Below are 23,635 nucleotides of genomic sequence, written 5' to 3'. Positions count from 1 at the left end.
TCAGGCGGCGACGGCAGCGAGCTGCTCGCGCACCCAGGTGAGCACCACCGTCGCGGCAGGATCCTCCGTGAGCGAGATCAGAGCGGTGGGACGACCCTCACGCACCCGCACCGCGTCGTTCTCCATGACCGTGAGGTCGGCACCCACCATGGGGGCGAGATCGGTCTTGTTGATCACGAGCAGATCCGAGAACGTCACGCCGGGACCGCCCTTGCGCGGCACCTTGTCACCGCCGGCGACGTCCACGACGAAGATCTGCACGTCGATCAGCCCGGACGAGAAGGTCGCGGTGAGGTTGTCGCCGCCCGACTCGACGAGGATCAGATCGAGTGGCGGATTGGCGTCGACCAGGTCGTCGATGGCGTCCAGGTTCGCCGTGATGTCGTCACGGATCGCCGTGTGCGGGCAGCCGCCGGTCTGCACGGCCGTGATGCGCTCGTCCGGCAGAACTGCGTGACGGCGCAGGAAGTCGGCATCCTCCGTCGTGTAGATGTCGTTGGTCAGCACGGCCAGCGACAGTTCTTCGCGCAGCTGGCGGCACAGCGCCGCCACCAGTGCGGTCTTGCCGGATCCGACGGGACCGCCGATACCCACTCGCAGCGCTTCCCCGGGTGTGCGGACGCGCTTGGGCCGGTCCAGGGCGTGGGAGTGGGGCTCGCCGTCGATGAGATGCGGAGGCATGGGTGTTCTCTCTTTCTGTGGGGTGATCAGGAGACGAAGAGGGGGCGTTCGCGCCGGACGTGACGTTCGCCGAGGTGGTCCAGCAGCGGATCCGATTCGTCGGACAGAGCCGGGAGCGCGCGTGCGACCGAGGCCGCGATCCGGTCGCACTCGGCCGCGAGCGCTACGGTGCATCCCGCCACGGCGCCCGGGTCCAACGCGAGAAGTCGCTGGGCGGCGATGGCGGCGCCCGTCATGGCCGTGTAGATCTGCACGGACGCCGTCTCGTACGGTCCCGCGCCGGTGACTGTACCGACGACTCCCGCCACGACGGGTAGGTGCGGGCGCCGTCCGACCGCCGTCCAGTCGTGGTCCGGCCACACCGTCTCGGCGAGGCGACGCAGCCCCCTCCCCTGGGCGCGGGACGCGGCGCGAGCCGCAGGAGAGGGCGTGCGGGCGTCGGTCTCGCGATCGGCGGCGTCCGCGGGCAGGACACCGGCGGCCACAGCGGCAGCGATCGACGCCGCCACGGCGCCGCTGATGCGCATACGCCGCAGCAGATACGCCTCGAGCGTCGGCAGGTCCCGGACGAGTCCCTCGGCGATCGCCTCCTCGACTCCCCCCGAGTGCACGTGCCCACCGATCGGGAGCCGTGAGTCGGCGAGGGTGAGCAACGTGGCGAGGCCGACACCGGAATGCGGAATCGTCATCAGAACAGGAAGTACCGCTGCGCCATCGGCAGCTCCGTCGCCGGCTGCTCGGTCCAGACGTCGCCGTCGATGCGGACGGTGAAGGTGTCCGGATCGACCTCGATGCGGGGAACCGCGTCGTTGTTCACCATCTGTGCCTTCCCGATGCCGCGGACGTTCCCGACCGGAACGAGTCGACGCGCGACGTCGAGGCGATCGGCCAGCCCGTCGTCGAGCGCCTGGGGCGCGACGAAGTGCACGGACGTGGCGGCCGCCGCCTTGGGTGCCGCACCGAACATCGGTCGCGGCAGTTCCGGCTGCGGTGTCGGTATCGAGGCGTTGGCGTCGCCCATGGTGGCCCACGCGATCATGCCGCCCTTGATCACCAGATGCGGCCGGACACCGAAGAACGCCGGCTCCCACAGCACGAGGTCGGCCAACTTGCCGGGCTCGACGGATCCGACCTCGCCGTCGAGTCCGTGCGCCACGGCCGGGCAGATCGTGTACTTCGCGACGTACCGCATCGCGCGGTTGTTGTCCGCACGGTAGTCACCGGCGAGGAAGCCACGACGCTTCTTCATCACGTGGGCCGTCTGCCACGTCCGCATGACCACCTCACCGATGCGTCCCATGGCCTGCGAGTCGCTGCCGATCATCGAGATGGCACCCATGTCGTGCAACAGATCCTCGGCCGCGATGGTCGAGGGGCGGATGCGGCTCTCGGCGAACGCGAGGTCCTCGGGAATGGACGGGCTGAGGTGATGACAGACCATCAGCATGTCGAGATGCTCGTCGAGAGTGTTGACCGTGTGCGGCCGAGTCGGGTTGGTCGAACTGGGGAGCACGTGGGGCTGCGAGGCGACCGTGATGATGTCCGGCGCGTGCCCGCCGCCCGCACCCTCCGTGTGGTACGAGTGGATGCCGCGACCGGCGATCGCGCCGAGGGTGTCCTCGACGAAGCCCGCCTCGTTCAGAGTGTCCGAGTGGAGCGCCGCCTGCACACCGGCCTCGTCGCAGACCCGCAGGCACGCGTCGATGGCGGCCGGGGTCGAGCCCCAGTCCTCGTGCAGCTTGAATCCCGATGCGCCGGAACGTAACTGCTCCCACATCGCGTCGGGTGAGACGGTGTTGCCCTTGCCCAGCAGCGCCACGTTCAGCGGCCACCCGTCCATGGCCTCGAGCATCCGCGCCAGATGCCAGGCACCCGGGGTCACGGTGGTCGCCTTCGTGCCCTCGGCGGGGCCGGTGCCGCCGGCGATGATGGTGGTGATGCCACCGCCGAGCGCCTCCTCCATGAGCTGGGGGGCGATGAGGTGCACGTGGCAGTCGATGGCGCCGGCGGTCAGGATCTTGCCGTTGCCGGCGATGATCTCGGTGGACGGCCCGATGACGAGACCGGGATGCACTCCCGGCATGGTGTCCGGGTTCCCGGCCTTGCCCAGCGCCACGATCCGTCCGTCACGCAGTCCGACGTCGGCCTTGATCACGCCCCAGTGGTCGAGCACCACGACACCGGTGATGACGGTGTCGGGCGCACCGTCGGCCCGCGTGGCCCGCGATTGTCCCATCGACTCGCGGATCACCTTGCCGCCGCCGAACACGGCCTCGTCGCCGGCGAGACCCGGCCCACCGCTGCGGTCCTCGGTGATCTCGATCAGCAGATCGGTGTCTGCCAGGCGGATCCGGTCACCCGTGGTGGGTCCGTACAGCTCCGCGTAGCGCGAACGATCGAGGTACGCCATCAGTGACCGTCCCGGGGTGTCGTGTCGTCCAGTGCGCCGGGCGGGGTGAGCGAGATGCCGTGAACCTCGCGGAGACCGCCGATGTCGACGAGCACGACCTCCTGAGCGATACCCGGTTCGAACCGCACCGCGGTGCCCGCCGGGATGTCGAGGCGCTTCCCGTGCGCGGCGACGCGATCGAACGTCAGCGCGGCGTTGGCCTGCGGGAGATGGACGTGACTTCCCACCTGCACCGGCCGATCGCCGTCGTTCACGACGTCGAGAGTGAGCGACGCACGACCGGCGTTGAGCTCGATCGACCCGTCCTCGGTGATGATCTCTCCGGGAATCACGCGTACTCCTTCACGAGATCGGGTCATGAACGGTGATGAGCTTGGTGCCGTCCGGGAACGTGGCCTCCACCTGCACCTCGTGCAGCATCTCCGGGATGCCGTCCATCACGTCGGCGCGGGTCAGCACCTCACGGCCCGACGACATCAGTTCCGCCACGGACCGCCCGTCGCGTGCGCCCTCGAGCAGGTGGTCGGTGATCAGCGCGATCGCCTCCGGATGGTTCAACCGGAGTCCGCGCTGCTGCCGGCGACGCGCCAGTTCCGCGGCGTAGCTGAGCAGCAACCTCTCCTGCTCGTGCGGAGACAATCTCATGGGGGACACTTCCCTTCGCGGCGAACGACGGCGACAGGCAATGCTGGCACGACCTCGGCCGTCGCGCTCGCCGGACGCGCGTCAGGACGCGCCGATCCGCCCCGTGTCCTCGATGTTCTGCAGTCGGACCTGGCCGCGGGCGATGAGACGGTCCGCGGCATCGGTGATGGTGACGGTCCAGATCTGCTGGGTCCGCCCGCGGTGCACGGGCAGTGCCTCGGCGGAGAGCACGCCCTCGCGGGCGGCGCGGATGAAATCGGTGGTGTTGTTGACTCCGACGACGTGGCCGCGATCCCCCAACCACAGGGCGCCCGCCGTGCTCGCCAGCGACTCGACGACGGCGCAGTGCACGCCGCCGTGCACGATCCCGAACGGCTGCAGGAGCTCCGGGCGCACGGTCCACTCCGCGGTGACCCGATCGGGCCCCAGTTCGCGGAACTGCAGACCCAGCACCTTCCCGAAACCGCTGTCCAGCTGCTCTCGAAGTTCGTCCGACACCGACGGTGACACATCGTTCATGGCGTTCAGTGAATCACGTGGACGGACACGAAGCGGCGGGCCTCGCAGTGTGTCGCGAGGCCCGCCGGGGCACGGACGCCGACGTCGCTGCAGCCCTCAGGACGTCGGCACGATCCGAAGTTCGTGTGGCTCGGACTATACAGGATAGCCTTGCCTAAGTCACGCAGGTCGCCGTAACCGAACGCGCCACCCCGCGTCGACGAACGCATCGAGGAGCATCTGCCCCCTGCGCCAGCCGCCGTCACGAGACACGCCACCCAGCAACGGAACTCGTGCCGAGGCGCCGAGGACCGACTCGCCCACGATGCGGCTCATCTGCGTGGCGTCCAGAGGACCGAGCGCGGACAACCCTGCCGCGGCGACCTCGAGCGAGCGAGCAGCGCGATGCGCGGTCCAGGCCGCGAGCGCCTCGTCGCACGGCATGACCACCGTTCCCGCGGTCGCGCCCGAGCCGGACACCGAGCGCAGCGCCGTGTCCCGCACGCCCGCCCAGTCGATGCCCACGTCGCTGTCGAGATGGATCCAGAGATTCTCGGGGCCGGGATCCCACACCCGTCCGCATCCGACGAACGCCGCGGCCGACCGTCCCACGACAGCGTGCACGAGTGCGGCCGCCACCTGGTCCACCGCACGACGCGGGTCCGGATGGTCGAGCGACGACCTGCGCAGCAGGGCCTCGAAGCGGCCCGACTCGAGCCCGGTGGCGAACGACCACCAGCGACGCTTGCTCTGCTCGGCCATGTCCGCGACGGCGTACACGCGGGGGGCCTCCGGATCGAGGTGTCGCAGAGCGGTCATGGTGTGCCGGAAGGCCGTGGACACCGCGGCGCGACGATCGTGCGGTGAGACGACGGTGTCGATCGTGACTGTCATCGGATGGAACTCCTCGTCTGCAGGTGCCCGGACGGTGACACGCACCGACCGGTCGAGGCGACCGGTCGAGTCATAAGGTAAGCCTAACCAATACATCGAAGACAACCGGGTGTGGTTCGCATCACCGCGAGACCGCGCCGCCACACGACTGCTTAGGCTTGCGTAACCTTCCATGAGAGACACCACCACACCGATCGAGGAGGACCGCGTGACCGACACCGCGTCCGGACCTCTCGCATCTCACCCCGGCCCGAACGACCTCCCCGAGCCCGGCACCACGGTTCGTCCCGATCGCGACTACTCGATCGCCGACGCGGATCGGCGGGCGCCCGGCCGGGTGACCGTCGCGGCAGCCTCGGCGGTCGACGTCGGTGTCGTCCTGCTCCCCCTCGTGCTCGGCCTCGTCGTCGTCCGATCGCTCGCCGACGACAACGGCGGCGGCCAGGTCGACCGCGCGGTCTTCGGCGTCATCGCGGTGCTCGCGGCCGCGGGTGTGCTGGTGTGGAACCGGGGGTTCCGGGACGGTCGCGCCGGACAGAGCGTCGGAAAGTCCCTGTTCGCCCTCGTGCTGCGGGACGCCGAGACCGGTGACGCGGTGGGCGTCCGACCTGCTCTGACGCTGAGTCGGAAGCCCGGTGTCGAGACGGTCCGGCTCACCGTCGCGGTCGCGGAGGACTTCGAACCGGTCGCTCCGGACACCTCCTCGGCAGCGACCCGTCGACGCCGAACCTCCGGACTGATCATCCTCGTCGCCGCCATCGTGCTCGTCGCGCTCATGAGCGTGGCCGTCGGTGCGCGGCCGCTCACCTTCGCCGAGATCTTCCATGCGCTGTTCTCCGCCACCGGGACCGACACCGACGTGATCGTCCGGTCGCTACGCCTCCCCCGCACGATCCTCGGACTCGTCGTGGGCATCGCACTCGGCGTCGCCGGCGCCCTGATCCAGGGCCACACCCGCAATCCGCTCGCCGATGCCGGGTTGCTCGGCCTCAACGCCGGTGCCGCCTTCTTCGTCGTCATGGCGATCTACCTCTTCGGCATCACGTCCCCCGGTGGCTACCTCTGGTTCGCCTTCGCCGGCGCTGCCGCGGCCAGCATCGTCGTGTTCGGTACCGCGTCTCTGGGCGGGGCGCGGGCCAACCCGCTGTCGTTGGCCCTCGCGGGAGCCGCGATCGCGTTCTTCCTGCAGGCCATGACCAACGCGGTGGTGCTGCTCGATCAGACCACCCTCGACAGCTACCGGTTCTGGGTCGTCGGCTCCGTCTCGGGACGCGGGCCGGACATCTTCTGGACCGTGCTCCCGTTCATCGTCATCGGGCTGATCATCGCCGTCGCGGGCACGCCCGCCCTCAACACGATCAGCCTCGGTGACGACGTCGCCCGCTCACTGGGCACCAACATCACCCTCACGCGCGTCGTCGGCATCGTGGCCATCACACTTCTGACCGGCGCGGCGACCGCTGCGTGTGGGCCCGTGGCCTTCGTCGGACTGGTGGTGCCCCACATCGCGCGTGCCATCACCGGCCCGGACTATCGCTGGCTGCTCCCGTTCGCCGGCGCGCTGGGCGGTGTCCTGCTCGTGCTCGCCGACGTCATCGGTCGCGTCGTCGTGCGGCCCGGTGAACTGCAGGTCGGCATCGTGCTCGCGCTGATCGGCGCGCCGTTCTTCATCGCCCTGGTACGCCGTCGGACGTTGGTGTCGCTGTGACCGCCCACCCGACCGTCCGTTCCGCGGCGACCGCGCCGTCGGTGGCGGGTCGCCCGGCCTTCCGCATGGGACCGCTGTCGACAGTGCGTCGCCCCGCCAGGGTGCTCGTCACCCTCGCCCTCGCGATCGTGCTGTTCCTCGTGTTCTGTCTGAACGTCGGGCGCGGCGACTACCCGCTGTCGATCCCGGACGTCGTGAATGTGTTGGTGGGCGGCGGCTCGCGGATCGAGCGTTTCGTCGTCATGGACCTCCGCCTGCCGCGTGCCCTCACGGGCGCGCTCGTAGGAGCGGCGCTCGCTGTCTCCGGCGCGTTGATGCAGTCGATCACCCGCAACTCACTCGCGAGCCCGGACATTCTCGGCATCACGTCCGGCGCGAGCGTCGCCGCCATCTCGCTGATCGTCCTGAGCGGCACCAGTACGGCCGTGGGCCTGTTCGCCACGCTCGGCGTGACCCTCGCCGCCCTCGTCGGCGGGCTGCTCACCGCAGCGCTGGTGTACCTGTTGTCGTGGCGGGGCGGAGTGCAGGGCATGCGGCTGGTGCTCGTGGGCATCGCGATCAACGCCATGATGGTCGCGCTGATCGGCTGGATGTTGGTCAATGCCGACATCACCGACGTCACCCGCGCCCAGCTGTGGCTCACCGGGACGCTGTCCGGTGCCACGTGGTCGCAGGTGTGGCCCGTCACCGCCGCCGTGGTCGTTCTCGGAGCGGGCTCGGTGATCATGTCGTTCCGACTGTCCGCCATGCGGCTCGGGCCGGACACCGCCCGCTCGCTGGGCGTGGACGTGCAGCGGTCCCAGGCCGTCCTGCTCGTCATCTCGGTCGCGATGGCCGCCATCGCCACGAGCGTCGCCGGCCCGATCGGATTCGTGGCCCTCGCCGCGCCGCAGATCGCCCTGCGGCTGACCCGGTGCGCCGAGCCTCCGCTGATCGCCTCGGCCCTCACCGGCGCCGTCACCGTGGTGGGGTCCGACCTGGTGGCGCGCACGATTCTGCCGGTCGAGCTCCCCGTCGGCATCGTCACGTCCGTCCTCGGCGGACCCTTCCTCCTCTATCTGCTGGTCCGAGTCAACCGAAAGGCGACAGTATGAGCGTGCACGCGCATCCGGAGATCACCGGAGCCACACCTCCGCACCGTCTCGCCGCGGAGAACATCTCGGTCGGCTACGGCGACCGCATCATCATCGAGGGGCTCGACCTCGAGATCCACACCGGCGTCGTCACGACGGTCATCGGACCCAACGGCTGCGGCAAGTCGACTCTGCTGCGCGCCCTCGGCCGCCTGCTGTCCCCGCGCCAGGGCCAGGTGACGCTGGACGGCAAGGCGATCGGCCACATGAAGACCCGCGACGTCGCGCGCACTCTCGGGGTGCTCCCGCAGTCGCCGATCGCCCCGGAGGGGCTGACGGTGGCGGACCTGGTGGCACGAGGCCGCCATCCCCACCAGTCCTGGATCCGGCAGTGGTCCCGCGACGACGAGTCCGAGGTGGCGCGTGCGCTGAAGCTCACCGGTATCGAGGATCTCGCCGAACGTCCCGTCGACCAGCTCTCGGGAGGACAGCGCCAGCGTGCCTGGATCTCCATGGCACTGGCGCAGGGCACCGACGTCCTGCTCCTCGACGAGCCGACCACCTACCTCGATCTGGCGCACTCCATCGAGGTCCTCGACCTGGTGGATCGGATGCACGACGAGATGGGCCGGACCGTGGTGATGGTGCTGCACGACCTCAACCTGGCCGTCCGCTACAGCGACCGTCTCGTGGTCATGCACGAGGGAGCGATCGTCGCCAGCGGTACGCCGTCCGAGGTCATCTCCGAGAAGATGCTCTTCGACGTCTTCGGCCTGTCCGCGGCCGTCATCGACGACCCGGTCTCCGATCGTCCGCTGATCGTGCCCATCGGCACCCGCCACGTCCGGGCGGGCGCCGGCATCCGACCGGCCTGACGGTCAGCGGTCGATCATCGTCTTCACGAGCCGGACACTCTGACCGAAGGACACGTCCGGCAGGTAGGCCCGTCCGATGGCGTTGCCGATGCTCGGTAGCGCAGCCGGATCGGGGAACGTCATGTACATCGGCTCGTACACCGGCTGGAACTTCGACTTGAACGCCAGCAACGACCGGAAGCCGTAGACCGGTTCGAGCGTGCGGCCCACGACGTCGAGCAGACGCTCGAGCATCCCCGAGAGTGTCGACGTCTGCGCCGTGTCCTCGGTCGGATCGCCCACCTTGGCCAGCGGCGCTCCCGACAGACTGAGGAACTGCGCGCCCTCCTCCTGCAGGGACAGTGCGGCGGACGCGATGAGAAATTCCATCGCGGGCCGGAAGCCCTCGGACCGACGGCGCATGAAGTCCAGGGTCCAGCCCACGACGACGCCGTCGCGGTACACCGGCATCCACGAGGTGATGCCGTGCACGGTGCGCTGCTCGTCCACAGCGATGAGGCACCGGACCTGCGGATCGTCGACCTCGTCCAGGCCGCCGAGCGTGAAGCCCATCTCGGGCATGCCCTTGTCGGCGACCCATTCCTCGGAGATCGCGGTGATCTGGTCCGTGATCGCCAGCGGCGCCGTCGGGAACGAGATCCACTCGGCCTCGACACCGGCCTTCTTCGCCCGGTTCACCGCGGTGCGGACGTCCTGGAACTTCTTGCCCGTGAAGGCGAGATCCGCGAGCGGGAGCACGGTCTCCTCCCCCACCTGGATGCTCTCCCAACCCAGAGCGCCGGTGATCGCCGCGACGTCCGGCGTCACCGAGTAGAAGCAGGGCGACCATCCGTTCGCGGCGGCGTACTCGGAGAAGCCGACGATGGCCGCCTCCCGGTCCGCGGGCGGACCCACCGGATCGCCGGTGGTGAGGGCGATGCCCGAGATCACCCGGAACGCGACATAACTGTGACCGTCGGGCGAGAACCAGTACCGGTTGCCGCGCCACGTCGTCATCCAGGACAGGGCGCTGCCGCTGCTGCTCGTCAGCACCGCCCGGGCGCGCTCGGTGGCGTCGGTCTCCACGCCGTACGCCGGTCTCACGAACGACCCCGCGGTCGCGACGACCAGCACCGCCCAGAACACGATGCCGGTCCATTCGTAGAGCACGGTGGCGAGCCAGCTCGTCGGCAGGAAGGGCGGGTCGAACCACTGCAGCAGAACCGGGGGCACGAGCCGCTGCGGGAAGTCGCCGAGCAGCGTCAGCACTCCCGGGCTGCCGTCGAAGCCGGACCGGATCAGCGCGCCGACGGCGACGTAGAGAACGGCCAGAACCGCGCCGGCCCCGACCACGGTGGCCCACAGTCGCGTGTACGTACCGGCAGGCGCGGACACGTCGAAGTTCGTGCGCGTGACCACCAGCAGTGCCATGACCGCCAGGGGGACGACGAACGGGACGGCGGTGCGGTAGAGCGTCGGATCTGCGACGCCGTAGAACAGCGTGTCGCCGTTGTCCAGATCGGCGAAGCGGATCAGGTAGTTGGCGAGCGCCAGGGCCAGGAGCACGACCTGCGAGACCATCGCACCGATCCAGGCGAACCGACGCCCGCGGCGCAGTCCGTCGCTGAGGACCAGCAGATAGACCGAGGGCATGGCGCTGGCCAGCACCGGTCCCACTCCGCCGAGTCGGAGATCGAGCAGCCCGCGTCGGCAGTCGGTGGACCCCGGATCTGCACCACAGACCAGGTTCACCTCGTCGAGCGTCCACTCCTGGCTGCGGAACAGTTCGCGCAGCACGGCGAACGGGCCCACCGCATTGGGCGAGAAGGCAGCGATCATCGGGCCGATCGCGGACGCCGCGACGATGAGGGCCACCAGCACCCGACCCTCGCGGCGGGTACCGGCGAGATGGGTCGCGCGAGAGGATCGTCCGACGATCAACGGACCCGCCACTGCGCCGACCACGACCGAGCCGAGCGCGGTGATGTCGGCGAGATGGCCACCGAACAGGGCCATCACGACGGTCAGCGCCACGAGGCCCACCCGCACCCGCCGACGCCAGAGCGTTCCCATGTTCGCGCTGGCCACCATCAGCGTGCCGAGGATCCAGGCCGTGGGGCCCGAGGTGACGCCGAGATGAAGCTGGAAGCCCCACCCCTCGTCGAGCAACTGCCCGAGAGCGGCCAGCGCGAGACCCAGCAGCGAGCCGCCCACCTGGGTCACCAGGACGGCGACCGCGAAGCGCCGGGTACCCATCCGGTGCTCGATCGGCGCGGCCACGACGAGGAACAACGCGGTGGCGACGACGAAGGCGGCCACCCCCACGGCGAACAGCCCCGACGTGACGGGGGTCCAGAGCCGCAGGTTCTCGATCGGAACGATGCCCAGCGCGGTGTGGTGGTCGAGGAAGCTGCGATAGCTGCGCGTGGTGAGGGAGAGCACGACCAGCCCCACCCACATGACGGCCAGCAGTGCCAGGCTGACCGGAGCCCCCTTGGCGCCGTAGGCGATCGTGGACCACAACCGTGCGCCCTGGCGACGGGTTCGTCCCCACCACGCGGCGATGTCGGTCCGCGCACGGGCGACCGGACCCTGCGCGGGAGATCCTGCGACGGACGGATCGGTCACGACGTCAACCCCAGCCGGGTGCAGAGCCAGTCCAGCTCCAGCTTCAGGCCCGCAGACCACGTCTCGTAACTGTGTCCACCCGCGACCTCGGCATAACGCACGTCCATTCCGGCTTTCTGTGCGGCGGCGAGCAGCTGCTTCGCCGAGTTCTGGTAATCGGGATCACTGGCGCCGACGACGAAGGCGCCGGCGCTGGTGGGGTACTGGCGTGTGGCCATGAGGTTCATCGGGTTCACGGCCTCGAATGCGGCCTCGCTTCCGCCGAACGCCGCGTCCAGCGTGCGCTGCTTGTCCCCCAACGTCGGTTCGAGCTGCCCCGAGAGAACGAGGAAGGTCGGGTACAGCTGCGGGTAGTTGGTGGTCATCTGCATGGCGCAGGTACCGCCGTAGGAGAGCCCGCCGATCGCCCAGTGCGCCGGATCGGTGTCCACCTGCAGGGTCGCGTTCACCCACGCCGGCACGTCCTTCGCCAGATAGGACGCCACGTTGCCGAGCGGAGAGTCGACGCAGAGCGGATTGGCGATGGTGGACCCGGTCGCGTCCGCCACCACCACGACGGGTGCGAGACCTGCGTGATCGGCGGCGTAGGCGTCCATCGTCTGGACCAACCGGCCGCCGGTGAGCCAGTCGTCGGGCGCTCCGGGTTGGCCGGCGAGCAGCACGAGGACGGGCAGCAGCGGCCGGCGTGCGGTGAAGTACGCGGGCGGCAGGTAGACCTTCGCGTTCCGAGCGGAGAAACCCGACTCCGTGCCCGGGATCGGCGTGTCCAGGATGCGACCACCGGTCGGCATGTCGGCGGGGGCGGTCCACACGCTCGCGAGAGGTGTACCGGTGATCGGGTCGGCGGTGCGGCCGGTGACGTCGTCGACGTCCACCTCCTGCACGGACGAGATCCCCAGGGCGGTACCGACGGTGGGGTAGGCATCGAAGACCAGGTTGACCTGCAGCGCGGACGTCGCGACCACGGCCACCGTCGCGATCACGGTCACCACGCGGGTCCACCACCGTGTCGCGGCCAGCATCCGCGGCACGAGGAGGAACAGACCCAGGACTCCGAGACCGACCCAGACGTAGACCGACGTCTCGACGGGATCGGGGAAGACCCGCCAGATCTTCTCGATGCCGAACCACGCCGCCACCGTGAGGACGGCCGCCACCGCGACGGCCACCGAAACGGCGCGGGTGAGGTGCCGCCGACGCCGCGCGAGCACGAGCCAGACGAGCCCGAGCACTCCGACGACCGTGACGACGATCGGGACCGGTCCACTGACCAACGACGAGTCGACGAATGCCACGGCGCAACAGTAGCCGCGCAGTAGTTCTCGACGCGTGTTTCCGCGCCGGTGGACGCGCGCCGACGTGCGACGACCCGCTGCTACACCGTGTAGTACGCATTTGCGTCGGAGTGGCCGTATCATCTGACGAATGGCAGGCCTGGGCGATCTCGAACGAGCAGTGATGGAACATTTGTGGTCGAGTTCGGAGCCGCAGACCGTCCGTCAGGTCCACGAGGCACTGGCGTCGAAGCGTGAGCTCGCGTACACGACGGTCATGACGGTCCTGCAGCGTCTGGCGAAGAAGAAGCTCGTCACCCAGCAGCGGGACGACCGCGCGCATCGGTACGCTCCGGTACATGGGCGCGAAGAGCTTGTCGCCAGCCTCATGGTCGACGCCCTCCAGCAGGCCGACCGCTCCGGCGGACGCGCTGCTGCCCTGGTCCACTTCGTGGGTCGGGTCGGCGCCGACGAGGCCGCCGCACTCCGGGAGGCCCTCGCGGCACTGGAGACGCAGGACGACGGTTCCTCCAACGCCTGACCTCTCGACCCTCGACGCTCCCTCCCACACGACGGTGAGGACATGAACGCACCGACAGCACTGGTCTTCGCGGTACTCGCGTTGATCCTGACGGGACCGGTTCCCGCGATGCTGTCCCGTGCGACATGGCCGCACCGGACACCGCGCGCCGCCCTGGTGCTGTGGCAGGCGATCGCACTCGCCGCGGTGCTCTCGGCCTTCAGTTCCGGTCTCGCGATCGCGAGCCAGCTGCTCGTCCCCGGACCGGACGGCCGGCCCACCACGGCGCCGACGGCCGAGATCGACGCCCTCGGCCTCCCGCTGTGGATCCTCTACGTGACGGTGCTCGCGATCACCCTCGTCATCGGTGCGCGGCTCGTCTGGGCCACGTCCCTGGTGGCGATCAAGACCCGACGGCGGCGTGCGCGACACCGCACGCTGGTCGACATCCTCGATCGCAGTGCGGGCGAGACCAGTGCCCACGGAACCGACGTGCGGGTCCTCGAGAGCCTCGACCCCATCGCCTACTGCCTGCCCGGACTGCGGCAACGCGTCGTGGTCAGCGAGGGCACGTTGTCCAACCTGGACGACGACGAGCTGGCCGCCATCCTGACCCACGAACGCTCCCACCTGCGCGCGCGGCACGATCTCGTTCTCGAGGCGTTCATGGCCGTCAACCAGGCGTTCCCGCACGTCGTGCGCAGCCGGTCCGCGCTGGGGTCGGTGCAGCTGCTGGTCGAGCTGCTCGCGGACGATTCCGCGGTGCGCGTCACGGGCCCTCGTCCCCTCGCCCGCGCTCTCGTGGCCTGCTCCGGATCGTCGGCGCCGCGGGGAGCTCTGGCCGCGGGTGGGCCGAGCACGCTGGTGCGGGTGCGCCGGTTGGCCACTCCCGGTTCCACCCCGGGTGTCGCCACTCTCGCCTATCTCGCGTCGGCGGCCATCCTCGTGGTGCCGACCATCTACGTCGCCGTGCCGTGGTTGACCGAGCTGACGCGCCTCGCACGACACGGTTCGTGACTACTGGCTCACACGAGTCGGCATCGGCACCACTCGTCGCGTAGTGTTACCCGTGGTTCATCAGAACCATCCGTTAGTCGATATGGCACAAATTTCGCCGTCGCTCCGATCCGTCCCCTCGTGGACGCCACGGAGTCGTACCGGTGACAAGACACCTCACATTGCGCCCGAGCTCCGCTTGCGCATCGATGACCAGGTGATGTGTGCCCTGGCTCGTCACGCTGCGCGGTGATTCATCGTTGCTGTGCACCGACGCGCCTGCAACCCCGAGAGGTACCACCGCGTTGACCAGCGCCACCCCCGTTTCTGTTTCTGCCACCAGCACTCCCGAGGCGTCCGAGACCACGTTCTCCGACCTCGGACTTCCCGCGGCCATCGTCGCGGCGCTCGCCAAGAACGGCATCACCGTTCCCTCGCCCATCCAGAAGATGGCCATCACCGACGCCCTCGCCGGCCGTAACGTTCTCGGCCGCGCACAGACCGGATCGGGCAAGACGCTCGCGTTCGGTCTGCCGATGCTCGCCCGCCTGGCGTCGACCGGTACCAAGCCCGCCGCGAAGCGTCCCCGCGCACTGGTGCTGGTCCCCACCCGCGAGCTCGCCTTCCAGGTCGTCGACTCGCTGCAGTCCTACGCCACCGTCCTCGGACTGAGCGTGCGTCCGGCCGTCGGCGGCACCCCGTTCGGTCGTCAGGCCGATCAGCTCCGCCGCGGTGTCGACGTTCTCGTCGCCACCCCCGGACGCCTCGGCGATCACCTGCGTCAGGGCACCTGCGTCCTCGAGGCAGTGGAGATCACCGCACTCGACGAGGCCGACCAGATGGCCGACATGGGCTTCCTGCCCGAGGTGCGCGACATCCTCGGACAGACCGCGAACGGTGGCCAGCGCATGCTGTTCTCCGCCACGCTGGATCGCGAGGTCCAGTCGTTGGTCCGCCAGTTCCTGGCCGACCACGTCCAGCACTCGACCGGTGACAGCAAGGCCGCCGTCGAGTCGATGGATCACTACATCCTCAATGTCGGCCGTGGACAGAAGGACATCGTCCTGTCCGAGATCGCCGCTCGCGAGGGTGGCCGGACCATCATGTTCGCCCGCACCAAGCTCGGCTGCGACGGCATCACCGATCGCCTTCGCGCCGTCGGCATCCACGCCGAGTCGCTGCACGGCGGCAAGGCTCAGAACCAGCGCACCCGCGTGCTCGACCGCTTCAAGAGCGGCCGCACCCCCGTGCTCGTCGCCACCGACGTCGCCGCACGCGGCATCCACGTCGACGGCATCGACCTGGTCGTGCACGTCGATCCGCCCGCGGATCACAAGGACTACATGCACCGCGCCGGCCGTACGGCACGTGCCGGTGCGGCGGGCACCGTCGTCGCCATCGCGCTGCCCAACCAGCGCCGCATCATCAGCCGGCTGACCGGCCAGGCCGGGGTGAAGGTCACCTCGGTGGACGTCTCCCCCGGTTCGGTGGAGCTCGGTTCCATCACCGGAGCCAAGGCTCCGTCCGGCGAGCCGGTGCGTGAGGCACCGCGTCGCGAGCGTCCCAGTGGCCCCTCGCGCTTCGGCGCCTCGGGATCCCCGCGCACCGGTGGCTACCGCGGCGGCGACTCCGGCGGATACCGGGGTCGCGACGAGAACCGCACCGGTGGGTACCGCGGCGGTGAGTCGAGCGGTGGCTACAAGGGCCGCGACGAGAACCGCACCGGCGGCTACCGCGGCGGCGAGTCCACCGGTGGCTACAAGGGCCGCGACGAGAACCGCACGGGCGCAACGGCTTCGCGCACCGGCGGGTTCCGCAGCCGTGCTGCGGGCACCGCGCGCGACTGACAGCTCTCCCGTCCTTGTCCGGCCCCGACTTTCGCGTCGGGGCCGGGCAGGGAAAGCTGGGGGAATGACTTCCTCGGATTCTTCACCTCTCGCCCAGATCGGTGTCACCGGCCTCGCTGTCATGGGGTCCAACCTGGCGCGGAACTTCGCCCGCCACGGACACGTGGTCGCGGTGCACAACCGGAGTTACTCCAAGACACAGACTCTGCTCGACGCGCACGGCAGTGACGGCACCTTCGTCGCGTCCGAGAGCATCGACGACTTCGTGGCCAGCCTCGAGAAGCCACGCAAGGTCGTCATCATGGTCAAGGCCGGCGATCCCACGGACGCGGTCATCGAGGAACTCGCCGGCGTCATGGACGAGGGCGACATCATCATCGACGGCGGCAACGCCCTCTACACGGACACCATCCGCCGCGAGTCCTCGTTGAAGGACCGCGGCCTTCTCTTCGTCGGCGCCGGCATCTCCGGCGGCGAGGAGGGTGCACTCAACGGCCCCTCGATCATGCCCGGCGGCCCCGCGAAGTCGTACGAGTCGGTCGGGCCCCTGCTCGAGTCGATCTCGGCACACGTGGACGGCACCCCGTGCTGCACCCACATCGGCCCCGACGGGTCCGGGCACTTCGTGAAGATGGTGCACAACGGCATCGAGTACGCCGACATGCAGCTCATCGGTGAGGCCTACAACCTGCTACGCGACGCGCTGGGCATGGATCCGGACGCGGTCGCCGACGTCTTCCGCCAGTGGAACGAGGGCGACCTCGAGAGCTACCTCGTCGAGATCACCGCGCAGGTGCTCGCCCACAAGGACGCGAAGACCGGGAAGCCGCTGGTCGACGTCATCGTCGACGCCGCCGAGCAGAAGGGCACCGGTCGCTGGACCGTCAAGTCCGCGCTGGATCTCGGAGTCCCCGTCACCGGCATCGCCGAGGCGGTGTTCGCCCGAGCACTCTCGGGCGCGCGCGGCCAGCGCGAGGCGTCCAAGGGTCTGGCGTCGGGAACGCTCTCGGCGAAGCCCGAGGACATCGAGACCTTCACCGAGGACATCCGTTCCGCGCTGTACGCTTCCAAGGTCGTCGCCTACTCGCAGGGCTTCGATCAGATCGCCGCCGGTTCGGCCGAGTACGACTGGAATCTGCACCCCGGCGATCTCGCCACCATCTGGCGCGGAGGATGCATCATCCGGGCCCGGTTCCTGAACCGCATCAAGGACGCCTACGACGAGAACCCGGAACTGCCCGCGCTGTTGCTGGCGCCGTACTTCCGTGACGCCGTCGAGAATGCCGTCGACAGCTGGCGTCGCGTCGTGTCCACCGCGACACTCCTCGGAATCCCGGTGCCCGGCTTCGCCTCCGCCCTGTCGTACTACGACGGACTGCGCGCCGAACGTCTGCCCGCCGCGCTGACGCAGGGTCTGCGCGACTTCTTCGGAGCGCACACTTACGAGCGCATCGACGCCGACGGCAAGTTCCACACCCTGTGGAGCGAGGACCGGTCCGAGATCGAGGCCTGACCTCCGCCGTGAGTTCGTCCGTGCTCGCGGTCGGGCTCTCGCTCGTCGCGGCATTCCTCTTCGCCTGCGCCGCCGTCGCTCAGCAGACGGCGGCGTCGGCGGTCGCGGACGGGGACTCGTTGATCTCGGGTCTCGTGCGCAGCCCGCGGTGGTGGGCCGGGGTGGTCGGCGACCTGGGCGGATACCTGGTGCAGGTGGCGGCCCTGGCCGTCGGGTCGGTGTCCGTGGTGCAGCCGTTGCTCGTCAGCATGCTCCTGTTCGCGCTTCCCCTCGCCGCGAAGTACTCCGGTCTGCGGATGCGGCGCGCCACCTGGATCTCGGCCGTGGGTCTCACGGTCGCGTTGGTGGCGTTCGTCGCGGTCGGCGACCCCACCGAGGGCACCGCCGACGCGCCGCTGTCGGTGTGGGCACTGCCGTTGGCCGCCGTGGTGGCGGTGGCGCTGGTCGGCGCCGTCGCCGGTGTGCTCACGCGCGAGCCCGGTCGTGCGGCGCTGCTGCTCGGAGTCGGCGGTGGGCTGCTGTTCGGCGTTGCCGTCGCGTTCACCAAGTACGTCACCGACCTGGTGGAGTCCGATCTGCTCGGCGCCCTCACCGCGTGGCAGACGTACGCGCTGATCGCCGCGGGAGTCTCGGGCTTCTACCTGCAGCAGCGTGCGTTCCAGGCAGGTCCGCTCGCGGCGTCGCTGCCGGCGGTGACCGTGTGCGAGCCGCTGGCGGCGGTGTTCCTCGGCATCGTGGTGCTCGACGAACGGCTCCGCCTCGACGGACTGCGCGGCGTGGTCGTCGCCTCCGCCGTGATCGTCATGATCGTGACCACCGTGGTTCTCTCGCGGGAGCAGGGGCGTGCGGACGACGCCGTCCCGGTTGTCTGACCCACCCTCGACGTCGCCGCCGCAAGATATATCCGTCGGTCGCGTACGCTGGCGTCCCGTGCATTTCCTTCGCGACCAGCGCCCGCCCTACGACCTGACGTACGACGACGTGTTCCTCGTCCCGAACCACACGACGGTCACGTCCCGTTTCGACGTCGATCTGGCGAGTGTCGACGGCTCCGGGACCACCATTCCCATCGTCGTCGCCAACATGACCGCCGTGGCCGGCCGCCGGATGGCGGAGACGGTCGCGCGACGCGGCGGCATCGTCGTCATCCCGCAGGACCTGCCGACCGCGGCCGTCGCCGAGACGGTCTCCTTCGTCAAGAGCCGGAACCTGGTGGCGGACACCCCGGTCGTGTTGACGGCGGAGGACTCGGTCTCCGACGCTCTCGCCCTCATGCCCAAGCGTGCCCACGGCGTCGTCGTGGTCGTGGACGGTGACACGGCCGTGGGCATCGTCTCCGAGGCGGCGTGCACGGACGTCGATCGCTTCGCGCGCCTCTCGACGGTGATGGACAAGGACTTCGTGACGGCCTCCGTGGACACGAGTCCCCGCGAGATCTTCGAGCAGCTCGAGGCCCGGCACGAGAACCTCGCCGTGCTGACCGGACCGGACGGCGCACTCGCGGGAGCGCTCACCCGCACCGGTGCGCTCCGCGCCGGCATCTACCGGCCCGCCACCGACGCCGACGGACGCCTGCGCATCGCCGCCGCCGTCGGCATCAATGGTGACGTGGGCGCGAAGGCCGCCGCCCTGGTCGAGGCCGGGGCCGACGTCCTGGTGCTCGACACCGCCCACGGCCACCAGCAGAAGATGCTCGATGCGCTGGCCGTCGTCGCGGCGCTCGATCTGGGCGTGCCCCTGGTCGCCGGCAACGTCGTGTCCGCAGCGGGTACCCGTGACCTGATCGAGGCCGGCGCGGACATCGTCAAGGTCGGTGTGGGCCCCGGCGCCATGTGCACCACCCGCATGATGACCGGCGTGGGCCGCCCGCAGTTCTCGGCCGTCGAGGAGTGCGCCGCCGCGGCGCGCGAGCTGGGCAAGCACGTGTGGGCCGACGGCGGGGTCCGACATCCCCGCGACGTCGCGCTCGCCGTCGCTGCGGGTGCCTCCAACGTCATGATCGGGTCCTGGTTCGCCGGCACCCACGAGTCGCCCGGAGATCTCCGCGTCGACGCCGCCGGGGTGGCCTACAAGGAGAGCTTCGGCATGGCGTCGAAGCGAGCCGTGGCCGCACGCACCGCGGCGGACAGCGCGTTCGACCAGGCGCGCAAGGGCCTGTTCGAGGAAGGCATCTCCAGCTCGCGGATGCGCCTCGATCCGGAGCGGCCCGGTGTCGAGGACCTCATCGACCACATCTGCGCGGGTGTGCGCAGCACCTGCACGTACGCCGGTGCGCGCTCGCTCGAGGAGCTGCATCGGGATGCCGTGCTCGGCATCCAGTCTGCGGCGGGCTTCGCCGAGGGGCGGCCGCTCCCGTCCGGCTGGTGATCTCGGCCGCACTCGTGCTCACGCCGCCGACTCGGTGATTCCGGGTCGGCGACGATACGATGTGTGCGATAGCGGCGCCCCCGAGCGGGTACTGCTGTGACACGCGCCGATTCTGCGGCGCAGGCGTCGCCTCCACGCGAACGCCACACGACAGGAAGGACACTGGTGCCCGAGGCACCCACGACGACGCCGACCCCCGGGTCCGGAACTCCGTCCCCGGACCGACCGTCCCGAGACCGCCCCTCCCCCGACGGGGAGTCGTCCGGCGGTCTCTCTCCGGAGGGCTCCTCTAGGTCGCCGGGCTCACCCGGCGCTTTCCCGACGACCACCTCGAGTCGCAGCGAGGTGTGTCCCTCGTGACCGTTCTCGTTCCGATCCTGTCCCTCGTGGGCTTCGTCGCGCTGACGGCGGGAACGGCGATCTTCGTCGCCGCGGAGTTCTCCCTCACCGCACTCGAACGCAGCACCGTCGACGCGGCGGCCCGCGACGGTGACATGCGTTCCCGCCAGGTCCAGCACGCGCACAGGACGCTGTCGTTCCAGCTCTCCGGTGCGCAGCTCGGCATCACCATCACCACACTGATCACCGGCTACATCGCCGAACCGGTGCTGGCGCGGTTCATCACCCCCGCCGCCACGGCACTCGGTGCGTCCGACTCGCTCGCCGGCGCCGTGTCACTGGTGCTGGCGCTCGTCATCGCCACGTCGGCGTCGATGGTGTTCGGCGAGCTGGTGCCCAAGAACATGGCCATCTCCAATCCGATGAAGGTGGCGCGGGCGACGGCCGGCCTGCAGGCAGGATTCTCCCTCGTCTTCCGCTGGGCCATCAACGGTCTCAACGGTTCCGCGAACTGGGTGGTCCGCCGCCTCGGCGTCGAGCCCGCGGAGGAACTGCGTTCGGCGCGCTCGCCCCAGGAACTCGGGTCGCTGGTGCGCTCCTCCGCGGAACACGGCTCCATCGACCAGCGCACCGCTCTCCTCGTCGACCGCTCGCTGCAGTTCGGCGAGCGCACGGCGGAGGAGTTGATGACCCCCCGCGTGAAGATCGAGACCCTCGCCGCGGACGACACGGTCGCCGACCTCATCGACACCGCGGCCCGCACCGGGTTCTCCCGGTTCCCCGTCGTCAACGGTGACCTCGACGACACCGTGGGCGTCGTTCACATCAAGCACGCGTTCACCGTGCCCGCCGAGCGCCGCGCCGGAACGACGGTCAGCTCCCTCGCGCAGCGTGTCCCCAACGTCCCCTCGAGCCTGGACGGCGATACCGTCATGGAACGGGTGCGCGCCGACGGCATGCAGGTCGCCATCGTGGTGGACGAGTACGGCGGCACCGCGGGCATCGTCACCATGGAGGACCTCATCGAGGAGATCGTCGGCGACGTCCGCGACGAGCACGACACCCGCGAGGTCGACGTCCAACGCGTCGCCGACGGGTGGCTCTGCTCCGGACTCCTGCGCATCGACGAGGTCACCGAGTTCACCGGGTACGCGGCACCCGAGGGCGAGTACGACACCCTCGGTGGCCTGGTGTTGACGCAGTTCGAACGCATCCCCGACGCCGGCGACCAGGTCATCCTGCCGCCCCCGAGCGGAGACCTCGAGTCCGACGAGGGCGGCTGGGTCGCGCGCGTGGACGCGATGGACGGGCGCCGGATCGACCGGATCCTCGTTCGCCCGGCCGCGGAGGACGAGATCACCCGGCTGCGCGCCGAGACCGTCCGCGAGCACGACCGGGAGGCCCTCGATGGGTGACCTTCTCGCCGTCGGCCTCGCGGTCGTCCTCCTGCTCCTCAACGCCTTCTTCGTCGGTGCGGAGTTCTCTCTGATCTCGGCACGCCGCGACCGCCTCGAGAGTCTGGTGGTGCAGGGCAAGAAACGGGCTCAGACGGTCATCGAGGCCGGTCAGAACCTGTCGATGATGCTCGCGGCCGCGCAGCTCGGCATCACCATCTGTTCGATCCTGCTCGGGCGCGTGGCGGAACCCGCCGTGGCCCACCTGATCGAGCGTCCGTTCGAGCTGCTCGGCGTACCCGACTCCCTGCTGCACCCCATCGGGTTCGCCCTCGCCCTGGGCATCGTGGTGATCCTGCACATCCTCATCGGCGAGATGGTGCCGAAGAACATCGCGATCGCCGGACCGGAAGCGACGGCGATGTTGCTGGTGCCCGTTCATCTGTGGTGGTTGCGCGTCGCGAAGCCGCTGATCTCGTTCTACAACCTGTGCGCCAACGGCACACTGCGGTTGTTGCGCGTCGAGCCGAAGGACGAGCTGGACTCGTCGGTGTCGGCGGACCAGCTCTCCGACATGATCGGCGAGTCCCGCTCGGAGGGACTCATCGACGAGGAGGAGCACCGCCGGCTGACGCAGGCTCTCGAGACGTCGGGTCGCACCGTGCGGGAGGTCCTCATCCCGCTGGACAAGGCTCGCACGGTGGTCTGCGGACCCAAGGGACCCACGCTGGGTGCGATCGAGGAGGCGGTCCGCGAGACCGGTTTCTCGCGGTACCCGGTCCGCGACGAGACCGACGGCATGATCGGGTATCTCCACATCAAGGACGTCCTCGATCTGATGGCGGACCCGCTGGCCGACTCGGGGACGATCATCCCGCGCTCGGACGTCCGCCTTCTGCCGATCATCGACGCGCGCACCCCTCTCGACGAGGCGTTGGCCGGTCTCCGCCGCCGACGCAGTCACCTCGGCGCCGTGGTGGAGACGGGCAAGGGCACCATCGGCATCGTCGCTCTCGAGGACCTCGTCGAGGAGTTCGTCGGCACGGTGCGTGACGGCACCCACCTCGTGGAGGACGTCGTCCCCGGGCCCGACGCGACGTGACGTCCGTCGTGTCGGACACCGATCTCGTCGTTCTCGGACCGGACGCGTGGCATCCTCGGCGGCACGCTCACGGCGAGCGGGTGGACGAGATGATCGGTGCCTATCTGGAGCGGCGCGCGGTCGGCGAGCCGCATCCGGTGCTCGACTTCCTCTTCACCTACTACAGCCTCAAGCCGGGCCATCTGCGCCGGTGGCACCCTGGTCACGGCTCGGTACTGACCGGGGCGGGCATCGAGGACTACCGCGGACGCTCCGGGTACGTGGACGTCGCCGTGGGCGGGCGACCCGGCGTCACGGTGTCGTCCGAGTTCCTCGACCGGCGGTCGTCCGCGATCGAGTTCGTGAGCACCCTGATCGGCCGGACGGCCACCCGCCCGGCGCAGCTGGGCTGCTTCGGTCTGCACGAGTGGGCGATGGTCTACCGCGGCGGGGACGAGGCTCTGCGTCACGACGTGCCGCTGCGCCTCGGTCACGACGGCACCGACGCGGTGGTGGAGTCGATGCCGTTGCGCTGCACCCACTACGACGCGTTCCGTTTCTTCACCCCGGACGCGGTCCCGCGGAACGCGCTCGAGCTGACGCCGGAGCACCGGCTCCTGACGGAACAGCCGGGCTGCCTGCACGCCTCGATGGATCTGTACAAGTGGGTGGCGAAGCTCGGACCGCTGCTGCCGTCCGAACTGCTGCTCGACTGCTTCGCGCTGTCGATGACGGCGCGCGAACTGGACATGCGGGCGAGCCCGTACGACCTCACGGCGTACGGCTACTCCCCCGTGCGTGTCGAGACCCCGACCGGGCGCGCCGAGTACGTGCGCGCCCAGTCGGCGATCGCGGAACGAGGAGCCGCTCTGCGAGTCGCGATCGGCGGCCTGCTCGCCGGTCTGCGCTGACG

At 69.7% G+C, this 23,635-nt stretch carries 21 protein-coding genes; 12 read left to right on the top strand and 9 right to left on the bottom strand.

Going from position 1 to position 23,635, the window contains the following annotated elements; translation table 11 throughout:
* From ureG to ASG69_RS10020, 7 genes are all read right to left on the bottom strand, one after another.
* Nucleotides 1-681, bottom strand: coding sequence for an urease accessory protein UreG (ureG, locus tag ASG69_RS10050; protein WP_027505415.1), 681 nt, complete (start codon nucleotides 679-681; stop codon nucleotides 1-3).
* Nucleotides 682-707: 26 nt separating this feature from the next.
* The gene (locus tag ASG69_RS10045) at nucleotides 708-1,370 is read right to left on the bottom strand and encodes an urease accessory protein UreF (RefSeq protein ID WP_056444460.1); all 663 of its coding nucleotides are present in this window, start codon (nucleotides 1,368-1,370) and stop codon (nucleotides 708-710) included.
* A complete protein-coding gene (locus tag ASG69_RS10040; protein WP_027505417.1) occupies nucleotides 1,370-3,091 on the bottom strand; it encodes an urease subunit alpha in 1,722 nt (573 codons plus the stop codon). Before ASG69_RS10040 ends, ASG69_RS10045 begins: the two co-directional genes overlap by 1 nt.
* Nucleotides 3,091-3,423: an urease subunit beta gene (locus ASG69_RS10035; RefSeq protein ID WP_027505418.1), complete on the bottom strand. Its 333-nt coding sequence runs from the start codon at nucleotides 3,421-3,423 to the stop codon at nucleotides 3,091-3,093. Before ASG69_RS10035 ends, ASG69_RS10040 begins: the two co-directional genes overlap by 1 nt.
* Before the next feature lie 10 nt (nucleotides 3,424-3,433).
* The gene (locus tag ASG69_RS10030) at nucleotides 3,434-3,736 is read right to left on the bottom strand and encodes an urease subunit gamma (protein WP_027505419.1); all 303 of its coding nucleotides are present in this window, start codon (nucleotides 3,734-3,736) and stop codon (nucleotides 3,434-3,436) included.
* 81 nt (nucleotides 3,737-3,817) lie between these two features.
* Complete coding sequence (locus tag ASG69_RS10025) at nucleotides 3,818-4,255, bottom strand: PaaI family thioesterase (protein WP_027505420.1); 438 nt, start codon at nucleotides 4,253-4,255, stop codon at nucleotides 3,818-3,820.
* A gap of 159 nt (nucleotides 4,256-4,414) precedes the next feature.
* A complete protein-coding gene (locus tag ASG69_RS10020; protein ID WP_156380490.1) occupies nucleotides 4,415-5,128 on the bottom strand; it encodes a hypothetical protein in 714 nt (237 codons plus the stop codon).
* A gap of 172 nt (nucleotides 5,129-5,300) precedes the next feature.
* Between ASG69_RS10020 and ASG69_RS22130 the strand changes: the two genes are divergently transcribed.
* The 3 genes from ASG69_RS22130 (at nucleotide 5,301) to ASG69_RS10005 (ending at nucleotide 8,784) form a co-directional block, all read left to right on the top strand.
* On the top strand, nucleotides 5,301-6,836 hold the full coding sequence (locus ASG69_RS22130; protein ID WP_082544459.1) for a FecCD family ABC transporter permease: 1,536 nt from the start codon (nucleotides 5,301-5,303) through the stop codon (nucleotides 6,834-6,836).
* A 65-nt stretch (nucleotides 6,837-6,901) separates the two neighbouring features.
* A complete protein-coding gene (locus ASG69_RS10010; protein ID WP_081821226.1) occupies nucleotides 6,902-7,930 on the top strand; it encodes a FecCD family ABC transporter permease in 1,029 nt (342 codons plus the stop codon).
* Nucleotides 7,927-8,784 (top strand): ABC transporter ATP-binding protein, encoded by an 858-nt coding sequence (locus tag ASG69_RS10005; protein WP_056444458.1) that lies wholly within the window; start codon nucleotides 7,927-7,929, stop codon nucleotides 8,782-8,784. The genes ASG69_RS10010 and ASG69_RS10005 overlap by 4 nt, the downstream gene beginning before the upstream one ends.
* A 3-nt stretch (nucleotides 8,785-8,787) precedes the next feature.
* On the opposite strand, the gene ASG69_RS10000 is transcribed toward ASG69_RS10005, so the two are convergent.
* Nucleotides 8,788-11,328, bottom strand: coding sequence for a bifunctional lysylphosphatidylglycerol flippase/synthetase MprF (locus ASG69_RS10000; protein ID WP_414891611.1), 2,541 nt, complete (start codon nucleotides 11,326-11,328; stop codon nucleotides 8,788-8,790).
* A gap of 59 nt (nucleotides 11,329-11,387) precedes the next feature.
* The gene (locus ASG69_RS09995; RefSeq protein WP_056445124.1) at nucleotides 11,388-12,686 is read right to left on the bottom strand and encodes an alpha/beta hydrolase; all 1,299 of its coding nucleotides are present in this window, start codon (nucleotides 12,684-12,686) and stop codon (nucleotides 11,388-11,390) included.
* Nucleotides 12,687-12,816: 130 nt separating this feature from the next.
* On the opposite strand from ASG69_RS09995, the gene ASG69_RS09990 reads away from it, so the two are divergent.
* The 9 genes from ASG69_RS09990 (at nucleotide 12,817) to ASG69_RS09950 (ending at nucleotide 23,633) form a co-directional block, all read left to right on the top strand.
* Nucleotides 12,817-13,206, top strand: coding sequence for a BlaI/MecI/CopY family transcriptional regulator (locus ASG69_RS09990; protein ID WP_027505427.1), 390 nt, complete (start codon nucleotides 12,817-12,819; stop codon nucleotides 13,204-13,206).
* 42 nt (nucleotides 13,207-13,248) lie between these two features.
* Entirely contained in the window at nucleotides 13,249-14,202 is a 954-nt protein-coding gene (locus tag ASG69_RS09985) for a M56 family metallopeptidase (RefSeq protein WP_027505428.1), read from the top strand.
* A gap of 284 nt (nucleotides 14,203-14,486) precedes the next feature.
* Nucleotides 14,487-16,028 carry a DEAD/DEAH box helicase gene (locus tag ASG69_RS09980; RefSeq protein WP_051613283.1) on the top strand — a complete coding sequence of 514 codons (1,542 nt, stop codon included), beginning with the start codon at nucleotides 14,487-14,489 and terminating at the stop codon, nucleotides 16,026-16,028.
* Between the two features lie 64 nt (nucleotides 16,029-16,092).
* Nucleotides 16,093-17,541, top strand: a complete 1,449-nt coding sequence (gene gndA / locus ASG69_RS09975; protein WP_056444455.1) for an NADP-dependent phosphogluconate dehydrogenase — start codon at nucleotides 16,093-16,095, stop codon at nucleotides 17,539-17,541.
* Between the two features lie 8 nt (nucleotides 17,542-17,549).
* Nucleotides 17,550-18,413 (top strand): DMT family transporter, encoded by an 864-nt coding sequence (locus ASG69_RS09970; protein WP_231476281.1) that lies wholly within the window; start codon nucleotides 17,550-17,552, stop codon nucleotides 18,411-18,413.
* A 58-nt stretch (nucleotides 18,414-18,471) separates the two neighbouring features.
* Nucleotides 18,472-19,908 (top strand): GuaB1 family IMP dehydrogenase-related protein, encoded by a 1,437-nt coding sequence (locus ASG69_RS09965; RefSeq protein ID WP_056444452.1) that lies wholly within the window; start codon nucleotides 18,472-18,474, stop codon nucleotides 19,906-19,908.
* A gap of 356 nt (nucleotides 19,909-20,264) precedes the next feature.
* Nucleotides 20,265-21,662, top strand: a complete 1,398-nt coding sequence (locus ASG69_RS09960; RefSeq protein ID WP_056445121.1) for a hemolysin family protein — start codon at nucleotides 20,265-20,267, stop codon at nucleotides 21,660-21,662.
* Nucleotides 21,655-22,743 carry a hemolysin family protein gene (locus tag ASG69_RS09955; protein WP_056444450.1) on the top strand — a complete coding sequence of 363 codons (1,089 nt, stop codon included), beginning with the start codon at nucleotides 21,655-21,657 and terminating at the stop codon, nucleotides 22,741-22,743. The genes ASG69_RS09960 and ASG69_RS09955 overlap by 8 nt, the downstream gene beginning before the upstream one ends.
* On the top strand, nucleotides 22,740-23,633 hold the full coding sequence (locus tag ASG69_RS09950) for a 3-methyladenine DNA glycosylase (protein WP_373428293.1): 894 nt from the start codon (nucleotides 22,740-22,742) through the stop codon (nucleotides 23,631-23,633). The genes ASG69_RS09955 and ASG69_RS09950 overlap by 4 nt, the downstream gene beginning before the upstream one ends.
* Nucleotides 23,634-23,635 lie beyond the last annotated feature (2 nt).

The sequence above is a fragment of the Rhodococcus sp. Leaf225 genome (assembly GCF_001426145.1).
Lineage (GTDB): Bacteria > Actinomycetota > Actinomycetes > Mycobacteriales > Mycobacteriaceae > Rhodococcoides.
The sequence above is the reverse complement of the archived record's forward strand: the minus strand, read 5'-3'. Positions and strand labels throughout refer to the sequence as shown.